The sequence below is a fragment of the Actinoplanes sp. NBRC 101535 genome (assembly GCF_030269225.1).
Lineage (GTDB): Bacteria > Actinomycetota > Actinomycetes > Mycobacteriales > Micromonosporaceae > Actinoplanes > Actinoplanes rectilineatus.
Window position 1 is genome coordinate 42,688 of sequence record NZ_BSSY01000003.1, and the last position, 12,579, is coordinate 55,266.

Annotated in this window: 11 protein-coding genes; 7 read left to right on the forward strand and 4 right to left on the reverse strand. The window is 72.6% G+C overall.

What is annotated here, in order from left to right; all coding sequences use genetic code 11:
• Window positions 1-23: 23 nt before the first annotated feature.
• Both QSK32_RS09200 and QSK32_RS09205 read right to left on the reverse strand, forming a co-directional pair.
• Entirely contained in the window at window positions 24-2,321 is a 2,298-nt protein-coding gene (locus QSK32_RS09200; RefSeq protein ID WP_285471661.1) for a ComEC/Rec2 family competence protein, read from the reverse strand.
• Window positions 2,321-3,100 (reverse strand): ComEA family DNA-binding protein, encoded by a 780-nt coding sequence (locus tag QSK32_RS09205; protein ID WP_083449116.1) that lies wholly within the window; start codon window positions 3,098-3,100, stop codon window positions 2,321-2,323. The genes QSK32_RS09200 and QSK32_RS09205 overlap by 1 nt, the downstream gene beginning before the upstream one ends.
• 79 nt (window positions 3,101-3,179) lie before the next feature.
• Here QSK32_RS09205 and QSK32_RS09210 point away from each other — a divergent pair, with 79 nt between their 5' ends.
• The 4 genes from QSK32_RS09210 to QSK32_RS09225 all read left to right on the forward strand — a co-directional run bounded on the left by QSK32_RS09210 (window position 3,180) and on the right by QSK32_RS09225 (window position 7,029).
• Window positions 3,180-3,965, forward strand: a complete 786-nt coding sequence (locus QSK32_RS09210) for a putative protein N(5)-glutamine methyltransferase (RefSeq protein ID WP_045743401.1) — start codon at window positions 3,180-3,182, stop codon at window positions 3,963-3,965.
• A gap of 22 nt (window positions 3,966-3,987) precedes the next feature.
• Entirely contained in the window at window positions 3,988-5,049 is a 1,062-nt protein-coding gene (locus QSK32_RS09215; protein WP_211275398.1) for a hypothetical protein, read from the forward strand.
• A 310-nt stretch (window positions 5,050-5,359) separates the two neighbouring features.
• Entirely contained in the window at window positions 5,360-6,343 is a 984-nt protein-coding gene (holA, locus tag QSK32_RS09220) for a DNA polymerase III subunit delta (protein ID WP_285471662.1), read from the forward strand.
• Window positions 6,340-7,029: a hypothetical protein gene (locus QSK32_RS09225; RefSeq protein ID WP_285471663.1), complete on the forward strand. Its 690-nt coding sequence runs from the start codon at window positions 6,340-6,342 to the stop codon at window positions 7,027-7,029. Before holA ends, QSK32_RS09225 begins: the two co-directional genes overlap by 4 nt.
• A gap of 449 nt (window positions 7,030-7,478) precedes the next feature.
• On the opposite strand, the gene rpsT is transcribed toward QSK32_RS09225, so the two are convergent.
• Both rpsT and QSK32_RS09235 read right to left on the reverse strand, forming a co-directional pair.
• Window positions 7,479-7,745 (reverse strand): 30S ribosomal protein S20, encoded by a 267-nt coding sequence (rpsT, locus tag QSK32_RS09230; RefSeq protein WP_045743399.1) that lies wholly within the window; start codon window positions 7,743-7,745, stop codon window positions 7,479-7,481.
• Between the two features lie 247 nt (window positions 7,746-7,992).
• Window positions 7,993-8,973 carry a phosphotransferase family protein gene (locus tag QSK32_RS09235; protein WP_285471664.1) on the reverse strand — a complete coding sequence of 327 codons (981 nt, stop codon included), beginning with the start codon at window positions 8,971-8,973 and terminating at the stop codon, window positions 7,993-7,995.
• A 52-nt stretch (window positions 8,974-9,025) separates the two neighbouring features.
• Here QSK32_RS09235 and QSK32_RS09240 point away from each other — a divergent pair, with 52 nt between their 5' ends.
• From QSK32_RS09240 to lepA, 3 genes are all read left to right on the forward strand, one after another.
• On the forward strand, window positions 9,026-9,559 hold the full coding sequence (locus tag QSK32_RS09240) for a DUF4240 domain-containing protein (RefSeq protein ID WP_045743397.1): 534 nt from the start codon (window positions 9,026-9,028) through the stop codon (window positions 9,557-9,559).
• A gap of 247 nt (window positions 9,560-9,806) precedes the next feature.
• Window positions 9,807-10,505 carry an MOSC domain-containing protein gene (locus QSK32_RS09245; RefSeq protein ID WP_045743396.1) on the forward strand — a complete coding sequence of 233 codons (699 nt, stop codon included), beginning with the start codon at window positions 9,807-9,809 and terminating at the stop codon, window positions 10,503-10,505.
• Window positions 10,506-10,689: 184 nt separating this feature from the next.
• Window positions 10,690-12,567 carry a translation elongation factor 4 gene (gene lepA / locus QSK32_RS09250; RefSeq protein WP_045743395.1) on the forward strand — a complete coding sequence of 626 codons (1,878 nt, stop codon included), beginning with the start codon at window positions 10,690-10,692 and terminating at the stop codon, window positions 12,565-12,567.
• Window positions 12,568-12,579 lie beyond the last annotated feature (12 nt).

The following is a 12,579-nucleotide window of genomic DNA, read 5'->3' on the forward strand; positions in this document are numbered from 1 at the left end:
TACGCGTCGATGTCCGGCACACGTCAACCTGCGCTGGTGGCCACCGCCAGTCCGGTGCCGGTGACCACCGCGGCGATGTCACCCCGCTCGTCGGTGCGTAACACCCGCGCGCCGTCCCGTGCCAGCCGGGCCAGCAGCGACGCGTTCGGATGACCGTAGTCGTTGTCCGGCCCGACCGACACCAGCGCCACCGCCGGATCCACCGCGTCCAGCAACGCCGGGGCCTGCAGCGCGCTCCCGTGGTGGGCCACCTTCAGCACGTCCGCCCGTAGCGCCGCCGGTCCCAGCCGGTCGAGGAGGTCCTGCTGCTGCTCGGTCTCCGCGTCGCCGGGCAGCAGCACGGTCCGCCCGCCGGTCACCGCCCGCAGGATCAGGGAGTTGTTGTTCGGGTCCGAGTTGGTCCCGCGCATCGCGTCGATCGGCCCGAGCACGTCCAGTCGCAGACCACCCGCCGCGTACGACCAGCCCGGCCCGGCGAGCCGCAGCAACGTCCCGGCGGCGCGGGCCGCCCGCTCGACCCGGGCCCGCCCGCCGGCCGGCTCCGGCCAGTCCGGCCCGATCACCGCGGCCACGTCGCGTCCCCGGAACACGCCGTCGATCCCGCCGATGTGGTCGGCGTGGTAGTGACTGATCGCCAGCACCGCCACCCGGGTCACGGCGAGCCGGCGCAGACAGCGGTCCACCGGATCCGGCTCCGGTCCGGCGTCCACCACCACCGCCCCGGCCGGCCCGCCCGGCAGCACCACGGCGTCACCCTGTCCGACCTGGCAGACGACGACGAGCCAGCCGGGAGGCGGCCAGCCCGATGCGAGAAGGCGTACCGGGAGGGCACCCAGCATCGCGCCCAGCGCGACCACCACGGTGAGCCTGCGCACCACCGGCCGGTGGGCCGCGACCAGCAGACCGATGGTGACGACCGCCAGCAGCAGGCCGCCGAGCACCCCACCGGGCCAGGGCAGCGCCCCGGCCGGCACCCGGGCACCGGCCCGGGCCACCAGGACCAGCCACTCGGCCGGCCAGTGCGCCAGCCAGGCGGCGAACTCGGCGCCCGCCGGCCACACCGGTGAGAGCACCGCCGCGGCCACCCCGAGCAGCGTGGCGGGGGCGATGGCCGGCACCGCGACCAGGTTGGCCGGCACCGCGATCAGACTGACCGTCGCCGAGATGGCGGCCACCACGGGACCGCAGGCCACCTGGGCCGCTGCCGGCACGGCCAGGGCCTCGGCGGCGCCGGACGGCCAGCCCCGGCGGCGCAGCGCGTCCCGCCAGCGCGGCGCCAGCAGCAGGAGCCCGGCGGTGGCCAGCACGGAGAGCGCGAACCCGGCGTCCGCGGCGAGTTCCGGGTCGATCAGCAGGAGCACCGAGGCCGCGGCGGCCAGTGCGGGAACCGCGGCCCGGGGCCGTCCCGCGGCCAGGCCCAGGAGACCGACCGCACCCATCGCCGCGGCACGCACCACGCTCGGCGAGGGACGCGCGAGGATCACGAACCCGGCCAGCGCGACGGCACAGAGAACGGCGGAGAGCAGCGGCCCGGCGCGGGCCCGCCGCACCACGAACAGCACCACGCCGAGGACGATCGCCACGTTGGTGCCGGAGACCGCCACCAGGTGGGTCATGCCGGTGGCCCGGAAGTCCTCGGCGAGCGCCGGGTCGAGACGGCTGACGTCCCCGACCACCAGGCCCGGCAGGAGACCGCCGGAACCGTCGGGCAGCGGCTCACAGGCGCGTTGCAGGCCGTCTCGCAGGACGCCGGCGGCCCGCTGCACCCGGGACGGTTTCTTCGTCGGTACGGGTGGTCTCCGCACGGAGAGGACCGCGGCGCGCAGATCGCCGGGGCGGGGCGCCCCGAGCCGACCGGACGCGGTGACGTGCTGGCCGGGCAGCAGATCACGCCAGCCCGGATCGGTGCCGAGCACCAGCGCCCGGGCCGACAGACGGACCGGTGCGGCGTCCTCGGGCCGGACCGCCCGCAACTCCACCGACACCAGGTAGGTGGGTGGTCCGGCCGCGGCCGGCAGCAGCTGGGGATCGTCCTGGACGACGAGATCCGCCTCGACGGTGGCGCCCGCCGTCACCAGTGCCACCAGCGGTTGCGCCTCGCGGACCGAGACCCGTGCCGCGGTCGCCACCGCCCCGCACCCGATGCCCAGCGCGACCGCGATCACGATGCCGGGCAGTGGTTTCCGGATCAGCCCGAGCAGCGCGACGACCAGCCCGGCCGCGGCGAGGACGAGGCCCGCGGTCGCGGACAGGCGCAGGGCGGCCAGCGCGGCCGCCCAGAGCCCGGCGGTGAAACCGGCCAGCCGCAGGTCCGGCGTCATCAGACCGTCACCAGGTCCTTGAGCTGCTCGAACCGGGCATCCCCGATGCCGTCCACCTTGCGCAGGTCAGCGACCGCCCGGAAACCGCCCTGCGCGTCCCGGGCGTCGAGGATCCGCTGCGCCAGCACCGGGCCGACCCCGGGCAGCCCGTCGAGGTCGGCCGCCGTCGCCGTGTTCAGGTTGACCAGCCCGCCGGTGACCGCCCCGCCCGGGCCGGCCACCGGTGGCGCGACGCTCACCACGATCCCGACCGCGATCAGCTCGCCGTCGACCACCTTGCGGGCCAGGTTCAGCGGGCCCACGTCCACGCCCGGCTCCGCCCCGCCCGCCGCCTCCAGCGCGTCGGCGACCCGGGCGCCCACCGCCAGCCGCACCAGGCCGGGACGGCGGACCCGGCCGCTGACCGCCACCACGACCGCCTCGGCGGAGACGGCGGAGGCCGGGGCGGTCGTGGTGGTGACGGAGACGTCCGGCACCGGCTCCACCCGGGGCCGGGACCGCCACGCCAGGAACCCGGCGACGGCGACGACCAGCACGGCCACCGCCGCCAGCGCCCGGACCCCCGGCCGCCCCGGGTCGAACGCCCGGACCCACCCGCCGACCGGCCCCGGTGCCGGTGGGGTCTCCGCCGCCGACCAGGACGGGACGATGTCCGACCACTCCAGCGGCCCGTCCCCGGCCACCGGTTCGGGCACCGACTCGGGTCGCGCCGGTGGCCCGGCCAGGACCGCCCGCAGCCGAGCCGCCGCGGCCTCCCCGTTATCCTTCGCCTCTCGCACGGCCCCGACCGTAGGAACTCCCCGGTCGCCCTGCCCGGGCCCTTGTGGACGACCTCGCACTGTGGACAAGGACGAATCTATGGAAGACGCCCTGACCAGGGCCGTTATCCGGCTCCGCGCCGCCGGCTGCGTCTTCGCCGAGGAGGAGGCGGCGATCCTGCGGGAAGCAGCCCCCACCGAGGCCGTCCTGGACGACCTGGTGGAGCGACGGGCCGCGGGGGAGCCACTCGAACAGGTGGTGGGCCATGCCGATTTCTGCGGTCTGCGGGTCCACCTGCGCCCGGGTGTGTTCGTCCCCCGGGTTCGCAGCGCCCTGCTGGTCCGCCTGGCGGTGGAGGCGGCGAAGCCCGGGGCGGTGCTGGTCGACCTCTGCTGCGGCTCGGGTGCCCTCGGTCTCGCCGCACGGCGCTCCGTGGACGTCACGCTGCACGGCGCCGACCTCGACCCGGTCGCCGTCGACTGCGCCCGGGACAACTACCGGCGCCACGGGCTCGATCCCGGCGACGTCCACCGGGGTGACCTCTACACCGCCCTGCCCGGCGCGCTCCGGGGCACCGTGGACGTTCTGATCGCCAACGTGCCGTACGTCGCGACCCGGCACATCCCCTTTCTGCCCGCCGAGGCCCGCGACCACGAACCCCGCGAGGCCCTGGACGGCGGCGCCGACGGGCTCGACCTCTTCCGCCGGGTGGCCGCCGGAGCACCGGACTGGCTCGCCCCCGGTGGCCTGCTGCTATCCGAGATCACCGAGGCCCAGGAGGAGACCGCGGTCCGGATCGTCACCGGGAACGGATTGACGGCCACGGTGCTCCAGGACGATGATCTCGACGCCCGCGCGATCGTCACGCGGCGCACCCACCCTTGACCCCGAGGACGAAGTGGGCCTGATGCGACGACGGATCGCCCGCGCCCGGCTGGCCGCCCAGGTCATCCGGCGACTACGCCGTGCCGGGGTGCCGGACGCCCGCTACCACGCGCGTACCTTCGAGATCCACTTCACGGTCCCGGGCGACGACGAGCCGACGATCCTGCAACTGGCGCCCCTGCTGGCCGAGCGGGGCCGGCGGGGACGGTCCCGGCGTCGGATCCTCGACGAGTTCGTTGCGGGGCTCCTGCACTCGCCGGAACTGCCCGCCGACTGGGCGGACGCGGCACCGCTGCTGCGGCCGGTGCTGCGCGGCGCCGCGCCGGGGGAGCCGCTGCACCGGCCGGTGCTGCCGTTCCTGTCCGAGTTCGTCGTCGCCGACAGCCCGGAGACGATCACCTACGTGACCCGGGCCCAGCTGGAGACCTGGTCGGTGTCGTCCGCGACGGTCTTCGAAACGGCACGGTCGCAACTGACCGGCGCGGTCCTGCACGGCACGGCGACCGGGCCGGTGGTGGTGCGGTTCGTCGACGACGGGAACGCGTACTGGACCTCTCACCTGTTGCTGCAGGGCTGGCTGGCGCGGCTGTCCGGGCAGGTCGGCGGTGTGCCGGTGGCGTTCGTGCCGGAGCGGGGCACGCTGCTGGTGGCCGCGGACGGCAGCGATCATCTGCCCGGACTGTTCGCCCAGTCCGAGGCGGTCTTCCTGACCTCACCGGCGGCGCTCTCCCCGATGGCCTACGTCAGCGACGAGAACGGTTGCACGATCCCGTACCCCGCGCCGCCCGGCCATCCGCTGCACCAGACGGTGCGGCGGGCCGAGCGGGTGCTCGCGGTCCAGGAATACGCCCGCCAGGCCGCCGCGTCCCCGGAACCCCTGCCGCCGCTGTTGCTGCGGGACGCGGATCCGGCGGGCTGGACCACCCGGGCGATCTGGGAGCACGACGGTCCCGCGTTGCTGCCGGAAGCGGACGAGGTCCAGCTGGGGGACCGGGTGGTGCCCTGGGCGAGTCTCGCCCCTCATCTGACGCGCGCGGAAGACTCTGGTCCGCCGCGCTGGGTGGGCCGGTCCTGGTCGCTGTGAAGATCTTTGCGGGGGTACGCCGTAAGCGGTGGTCCCGGTGATCTCCCTCTCCTCCGCGCGCTCCCGTCACTCCGGGGAGCACTGTCTTGTCGGGAGGGGACACGCCCGGGTGGGGGATGCGTTTTGCGCGGACAAGCGGTCCGATTGTGGTCGATAAGGGACGAAAAGGCATCCATGCATTTGACCTGAGCAACCGACTGTACGACCGCCGAGGCATCTTCGTCCGCCGATATGTCTGGTTTCGCATTCGGTGATCGGTGCCCTGCGCGCAGGAGTGAGCCGTGCGGTCCTGTCGGTGCACCGTGCGACGATGTTGCACGTGAATGCCGCGCCGCCCCCCTCGCTGCTGCTCGTCCAAGGCGATGAGGAGCTGCTCGCCGCCCGCGCCGTCACCACGGCCGTCGAGCAGGCGCGCGCCGCCGACCCCGGCGCCGACGTCCGGGAATACGAGGCCGGCTCGCTCGCCGCCGGTGAAGTGGCCGAGATGCTGAGCCCGTCCCTGTTCGGCGGGCGGCGGGTGCTGGTCGTGCGCAGCGGGCAGGACGCCCGCAAGGACCTCACCGCAGCCCTCCTCGCCTATGCGAAGAACCCCGACCCTGACGTCACCCTGATCGTCACCCACCTCGGCGGCGCCAAGGGCAAGGCGTTCGCCGACGGCCTGCGCTCCGCCGGCGCCACCGTCGTCACCGCCGCCAAGATGAAAGGCGACCGGGAACGCATCGGGTTCGTCCGCGACGAATTCCGCCGCAACGGGGCCCGCTGCGACGAGGCCGCCGCGTCCGCCCTGCTCGCCTCGGTCGGCAACGACCTGCGGGAGATCGCCGCCGCCTGCTCACAGCTGCTCGCCGACACCGACGGCACCATCACCGAGGCGGTCGTCGCCCGCTACTACAAGGGCCGGGCCGAGGTCAGCGGCTTCACCGTTGCCGACGCCGCAGTGGTCGGCGACCTGCCCGGAGCACTCGAGGCGCTGCGCTGGGCCCTGCACATCGGCGTCGACCCGGTGCCGATCGCGGACGCGCTCGCCGACGGTGTCCGGACCGTGGCCCGGGTGGCGTCCGCGGGCCGCGGCAACCCGTACCAACTGGCCGGCACCCTCGGCATGCCGGCGTGGAAGATCCAGCGCGCCCAGGAACGCAGCCGCGGCTGGACCCCCGACGGCCTGATCACCGCGATGCGAGCCGCCGCCGACTGCAACGCCGCGGTCAAGGGCGGCGCCGAGGACCGCGGCTTCGCCCTCGAACAGGCGGTCTTCGCGGTTGCCGCGGCCCGCCGGGAAGGCGGCTCCCGATGACCCGGACGGTCCGATCGAGTCGCGCCGAGTCGGCCTACCAGCCGCTCTACGCCCGCACGCTGCGACTGCGCCACCTGGCCCCGAGCGGCCTGCTCTGCTTCGTCTTCCTCGAGGGCACGATCGTCCTCGGCATCCTCCTGGCCCTCGCCGAGCTGGTCAGCTGGTGGGGCGTCCTGGTTCTGCCGATCACGGTGGCCCTGATGGTTAAGTTCAACGACATGGTCGCCGGTTCGCTGACCCGCCGCTACGCGCAGACGGCGTCGGCCCGTGCCAGTGTCCGGGGCGGCGGCTTCCCCGGTTTCCCGGAACAGGCGACGGTCGAGGCGCCCGCGGTGGGCGGGCCCCGCGTCACCTTCGAAGGCATGACCGGCCCGGTCGGCCCGATGCAGCAGCCCGCGGCGTGGGTGCCCGAGGCTTCCCGCTCCACCGCGAGGGCGACCGCGGCTGCCCCCGGTGCCGTCGCCTACGGGAGCCCGGCCGGAGACCCCGGCAGCGCCGCTGCCGGGGTCGGCACCGCGGCTGCCGGATCCGGTCATGGCGCGGGTCATGCGGCTGCCGGATCCGGTCATGGCGTGGGTCACGCCGGTGCCGGTGTCGAGGGCGGGGCGCCGCGGCGGGGGTGGGCGGACGAGGTCGACGTGCGACGTCAGATGGCCCGCCAGGCTGCCGTCCGCCGTTACGAGTGAACGTCCCGATCGGGCACGTGACCAGGTAACGAGCGTTCCCGGCCGTCAGCGGCCGCAACCGATCGGGCAGGCCGTCATCCGATCGCGTCGTCGGATTCCGGGTTCTGCGTGGCTATCGCTGTGTTCGACCGCGGAGTCCGTCGGTCAGGGCGTGACCGGTCGCGCCTATCGATGTCGGCGAAGACCGCCGGGATTCGATCCACGACCACCCCCGAGAGCGGCTCCCGGGCCGGCGGCGGTGGTGAAGACCACGTCCCGTCCGGTGCGGCGTCCGCCTGATCCGGCGCTGCCGGGCGCGGACCACCTCATGCGGGCAAAGAAAACCGGGCACCGCCGTGGACCTGGGAAGGTCCGGCGATGCCCGGGTCGTCCAAGCGTGCTCGCCTGACGTGGCAAGCGTTGTCCCGGGTCGCGTCCGTGCGACCGAGACCTGATCCCGAACGAGTGGGTCAGGCGGACAGCGAGGCGATCTTCTTAGCGATGGCCGACTTGCGGTTGGCCGCCTGGTTCCTGTGGATGACGCCCTTGCTGACAGCCTTGTCCAGCTTGCGGGAAGCGTCACGCAGGAGCGCGGTGGCCGTCTCGGCGTTGCCGGCGTCGCTTGCCTCGTGAAGCTTGCGGATCACGGTCTTCAGCGACGACTTGACGGACTTGTTGCGCAGACGGGCCTTCTCGTTCTGCCGGTTGCGCTTGATCTGGGACTTGATGTTCGCCACGCGACAGCCTTGTCCTGACTAGGTTCGGAAACGGTCTCAAGCGGTGACACTGTCAACCCCAGGCCCGGCGGTGAAACCAGGCAAGCGGCGAACAGCGTGTTGCCACACGCGATGTATCAGGTTACCAGCACCCCTCCGAGCCGCCAAAACGGCTGTCGAGAGCGCGGACGAAACCGCTGCTGGAGGGGCTGCCGGACGTTGCGGAAGAGCCTACTGCCACCGCGGGAGCCGGGCACGGCGGGGCGGGTCAGTGAAGAGGGGGCCAGCCTCGGCGCTCGGCCAGCCAAGCCAGGGCCTGGCCGCCGCTGAAGCGCTGATGCTGCCGGCTGTGCGGGGAGGCGCTGGTGGGACCACCGTCGGCACGGACCAGCCAATATCCGGACAGGGCCGCCAGTGCGCCGTCCACCCCGGCGTCGGGGGCACCGAAGTCGCGCAGCCGGGCGTCGGTGTCGTGGCCGCCGGCGTACGCGCTGACGAGCACGGTGACCGTGTCGAACCAGGGCGCCCCGAGACACGGCCACGTCCAGTCGCACAGCCACGCCGCCCCGGCCCGGTCGATGAGCACGTTGTCGACGCGCAGGTCGCCGTGTGACATCCCGGTGCCGGCCGCCAGGGCGGGCAGGGACCGTTCCAGCGCGGCCAACTCGGCGAGGTGCGCTTCGGCGAGGGTGCCGCGAGCCGTTGCGGGCATCGGTTCATGGCCGGACTCGATCAACGACCACCAGGACATCTCCGCGCGCAGGATCTCCGGCAGGGGTGGGAGGCCGGCCGCGAGCAGCTCCGGGCCCGGCTCGGCGAGCGCCGCGGAGGCCGCCGACCACGTGGACATGGTGGCGTCCAGGTCGGCGGGGGACCACGGCAGTGCCGGGATCCGGCCGTCGACCGCCTCCAGACAGAGGACGAACCAGCCGGCCGCGGTCATCGTCCAGCGCGGCCGGGCAGCGCGTACCCCCTGAGGTAAGGCGCTGGTCAGCGCTGCTTCCCGTGCGTACCACCGCGAGACCGGATCCTGCAGGGGCGCGGCCTTCACGAAGACCTCGGCCCCCGACCGGCCGGTGAGAACCGCGGCGAAGGCGCGGGTGAAGCCGCCGCCCGCGGTCCTCGCGGTGGCGACCGGCTCACCGAGGCGTTCGCTGATCGCCGCGCGCACGCGCCGGGGGAGGTCGGGCCATCCTGGGCGTACGGACGTCGCGTCGTACGGAACCTCGGGCAGCGTGATCGGCCGCATGTCGCTCCTGTCGCCTGCGGAGTTGTCGTACCTCACTGCGAGGATGGCAGGCATGAGAACCGACGACTTCTGGGCGGTCATCGACCGCGCGACCGAGCAGCGACCCGCCTCGCCCGCCGAGGTGGCCGAGCGTGCCGTCGCCGACCTGGCCGCCCGTGCCCCGGAGGAGATCGTCGCCTGGGGCCGTCACCTCGACAAGGTGCTCGTCGCGTCCGGCACCGAGGATCTGTGGGCGGCCGCCTACCTGATCAACGGCGGGTGCACCGAGGAGGGCTTCGACAACTTCCGTGGCTGGCTGGTGGCGCACGGGCGCAAGGCGGTGGCGGCCTCGGTGAAATCGCCCGACGTGCTGGCCGGGATGCCCGCGGTGCGCGCGGCGGCGGACACCGGCGCGGTCTTCGAGGCGGAGGAGGTGCTGTCGATCGCGGCACGGGCCCATCAGGAGGCGACCGGTGAGCCGCTGCCCGCGGAGGAGCGGGCGAAGACCCGGCCGGACGTCGCCGACCTGTGGGACTTCGACAACGAGGACGAGATGCGCCGGCGTCTGCCCCGGCTGTCCGAGCTGTTCCTGGAGCCGCCGGACTGAGACGCCGGACCTTCGAGGGGGGCGGTGCCGGCCGGCAGGGCGCATTGAGCGCTGTGGGCCGTTCTGCTGCGTCGTCGGGCGAGACCGGCTGGTCGAACCGGATCCGACCGAACCGGATCCGACCGAACCGGTTTGACGCGGCTGGGCGTTCGACCGCGGGTGGGGCGCCGAGGTGCGGGGGACGGGTCGGCCCGCGAGGTGGGAAGAGGGTCGAACGGGATGGCTCCGAGCGGTGAGACTCGGTGGCATGAGCGCTGAGACCGGAACAGTCGTCGCAGTCAGCGGTAACGACGTCTACTCCTTCACCAAGCCGACCCGTGACGAGATCGTCCTGCTGGCGGGCCTCGGCGTCGAGGGTGACGTGCATGCCGGGGTGAACGTGCGGCACCGCCACCGGGTCCGGATGGATCCCACCCAGCCGAACCTGCGGCAGGTGCACCTGATCCACGCGGAGTTGTTCGACGAGGTGGGGGAGAAGGGCTACGACGTTCCGGCGGGCGGTCTCGGTGAGAACGTCACCACCAGCGGGATCGATCTGCTCGGGTTGCCGCGGGGCACGATCCTGCGGTTCGGCGTCGCCGAGGGGCCGGGTGCCGCCGACGGGACCGGTCCGGTGGGTGCCGTTCTGGCTGCCGCCGCGGCCGCGACCCTCGACGCGGAGAACGAGCGGGCCGCCGCCGCGGTGAGTGCCGCGCTCGAGCGGGATGCCCGGGACGGTGACGGGCGGCCCACCCTCGTGCTGGCCGGTCTGCGCAACCCCTGCCAGCAGATCAACGGATTCCGGTCCGGGCTGTTGAAGGAGGTCATCGGCCGGGACGGGGACGGCAACCCGGTCCGCAAGGCCGGTGTGATGGCCGTGGTGTTGCGGGGCGGCACGATCCGCCCCGGCGATCCGGTCACCGTCGAACGGCCGCCGGGCGTCCCCGAGCCGCTCGAGAGGATCTGACCGAGTGGAAAGTGCGGGCCGGGAGGTGTGATCCGAGTGCACCGCGCGGACGTGGGACGATAGGGAGTGCCGGTCCCGACGGACCGGCGCTCTCCGGGGCAGGCGCGGGACGACCGCCAGAGGCCAGCCCGAGACGAACGACTGCCGGCCATCGCGTGGGCCGGCCCGACAAGAACGGAAGACCGTGCCTGGACCGCTCGACCCCGGCGTGAACGTGATCGGATCGACCGATCCCAGCCGCATCCGCAACTTCTGCATCATCGCTCACATCGACCACGGCAAGTCGACGCTGGCCGACCGGATGTTGCAGATCACCGGGGTTGTCGACCCGCGTCAGATGCGTGCGCAGTACCTCGACCGGATGGACATCGAACGCGAGCGCGGCATCACCATCAAGTCGCAGGCCGTGCGGATGCCGTGGACGGTCCGTGCCGGCGACAAGACGGGCGAGACCGCCGTCCTCAACATGATCGACACCCCGGGGCACGTCGACTTCACCTACGAGGTGTCCCGCAGTCTCGCCGCCTGTGAGGGCGCGGTTCTGCTGGTCGACGCGGCGCAGGGCATCGAGGCGCAGACCCTCGCCAACCTGTACCTGGCGATGGAGAACGACCTCCACATCATCCCGGTGCTCAACAAGATCGACCTGCCGGCCGCGCAGCCGGAGAAGTATGCCGAGGAGCTCGCCAAGCTGATCGGCTGCGAGCCGTCCGACGTGCTGAAGGTGTCCGGCAAGACCGGTGTCGGCGTCGACCACCTGCTGGACGAGATCGTCCGGCAGTTCGTGGCGCCGGTGGGCAAGGCCGACGCCCCGGCCCGCGCGATGATCTTCGACTCGGTGTACGACGTGTACCGCGGCGTCGTCACCTATGTCCGTGTCATCGACGGCCGGATCGAGGCCCGTGACCGGATCAAGATGATGTCGACCGGGGCCGTACACGAGCTGCTGGAGATCGGTGTCGTCTCGCCGGAGATGGAGAAGGCCGGCGCGCTCGGTGTCGGCGAGGTGGGCTACCTGATCACCGGTGTGAAGGACGTCCGCCAGTCCCGGGTCGGTGACACGGTCACCGGCAACAACCGGCCGGCCCAGGAGGCGCTCGGCGGTTACAAGGACCCGAAGCCGATGGTCTACTCGGGTCTCTACCCGATCGACGGCTCGGACTACCCGGCGCTGCGGGACGCGCTCGACAAGCTGAAGCTGAACGACGCCGCGCTCACCTACGAGCCGGAGACGTCGGCTGCGCTGGGCTTCGGGTTCCGGGTCGGTTACCTCGGCCTGTTGCACCTGGAGATCATCGGGGAGCGGTTGGAGCGCGAGTTCAACCTGGACCTGATCTCGACCGCGCCGAACGTGGTCTACCGGGTGCTCACCGAGGACGCCAGCGAGACCGTGGTGACCAACCCGAGCGAGTTCCCGGCCGGCAAGATCGCCGAGATCCACGAGCCGGTCGTGCGGGCCACCGTCCTGGTGCCGAACGAGTACGTCGGTGCCGTCATGGAGCTGTGCCAGAGTCGTCGCGGCAACCTGCTCGGCATGGAGTACCTGTCCGCCGAACGGGTGGAACTGCGGTACACCCTTCCGCTCGCCGAAATCATCTTCGACTTCTTCGACCAGCTGAAGAGCAAGACCAAGGGGTACGCCTCGCTGGACTACGAGCCCTCCGGCGAGCAGGCGGCCGAACTGGTCAAGGTGGACATCCTGCTGCACGGTGAGCCGGTCGACGCGTTCAGTGCCATCGTGCACAAGGACAAGGCCTACTCGTACGGCACGACGATCGCCGCCAAGCTGCAGAAACTCATCCCGCGGCAGCAGTTCGAGGTGCCCATCCAGGCGGCCATCGGCAGCCGGGTCATCGCTCGCGAGACGATCCGTGCGATCCGTAAGGACGTGCTCGCCAAGTGCTACGGCGGTGACATCAGCCGTAAGCGCAAGCTGCTCGAGAAGCAGAAGGAAGGCAAGAAGCGGATGAAGATGGTGGGCCGTGTGGAGGTGCCTCAGGAGGCCTTCATCGCCGCACTTTCCACCTCGGACACCGCCGACAAGGGGCCTGCCAAAAAATGAGCAAGAAATAGG

Bases quoted from the DNA above. Each gene is read 5' to 3' on its own strand.
- QSK32_RS09210 (WP_045743401.1), top strand. From the start codon at position 3,180: ATGGAAGACGCCCTGACCAGGGCCGTTATCCGGCTCCGCGCCGCCGGC.
- QSK32_RS09215 (WP_211275398.1), top strand. From the start codon at position 3,988: ATGCGACGACGGATCGCCCGCGCCCGGCTGGCCGCCCAGGTCATCCGG.
- QSK32_RS09235 (WP_285471664.1), bottom strand. From the start codon at position 8,973: ATGCGGCCGATCACGCTGCCCGAGGTTCCGTACGACGCGACGTCCGTA.
- QSK32_RS09240 (WP_045743397.1), top strand. From the start codon at position 9,026: ATGAGAACCGACGACTTCTGGGCGGTCATCGACCGCGCGACCGAGCAG.
- QSK32_RS09225 (WP_285471663.1), top strand. From the start codon at position 6,340: ATGACCCGGACGGTCCGATCGAGTCGCGCCGAGTCGGCCTACCAGCCG.
- holA (WP_285471662.1), top strand. From the start codon at position 5,360: ATGTTGCACGTGAATGCCGCGCCGCCCCCCTCGCTGCTGCTCGTCCAA.
- QSK32_RS09245 (WP_045743396.1), top strand. From the start codon at position 9,807: ATGAGCGCTGAGACCGGAACAGTCGTCGCAGTCAGCGGTAACGACGTC.
- QSK32_RS09200 (WP_285471661.1), bottom strand. From the start codon at position 2,321: ATGACGCCGGACCTGCGGCTGGCCGGTTTCACCGCCGGGCTCTGGGCG.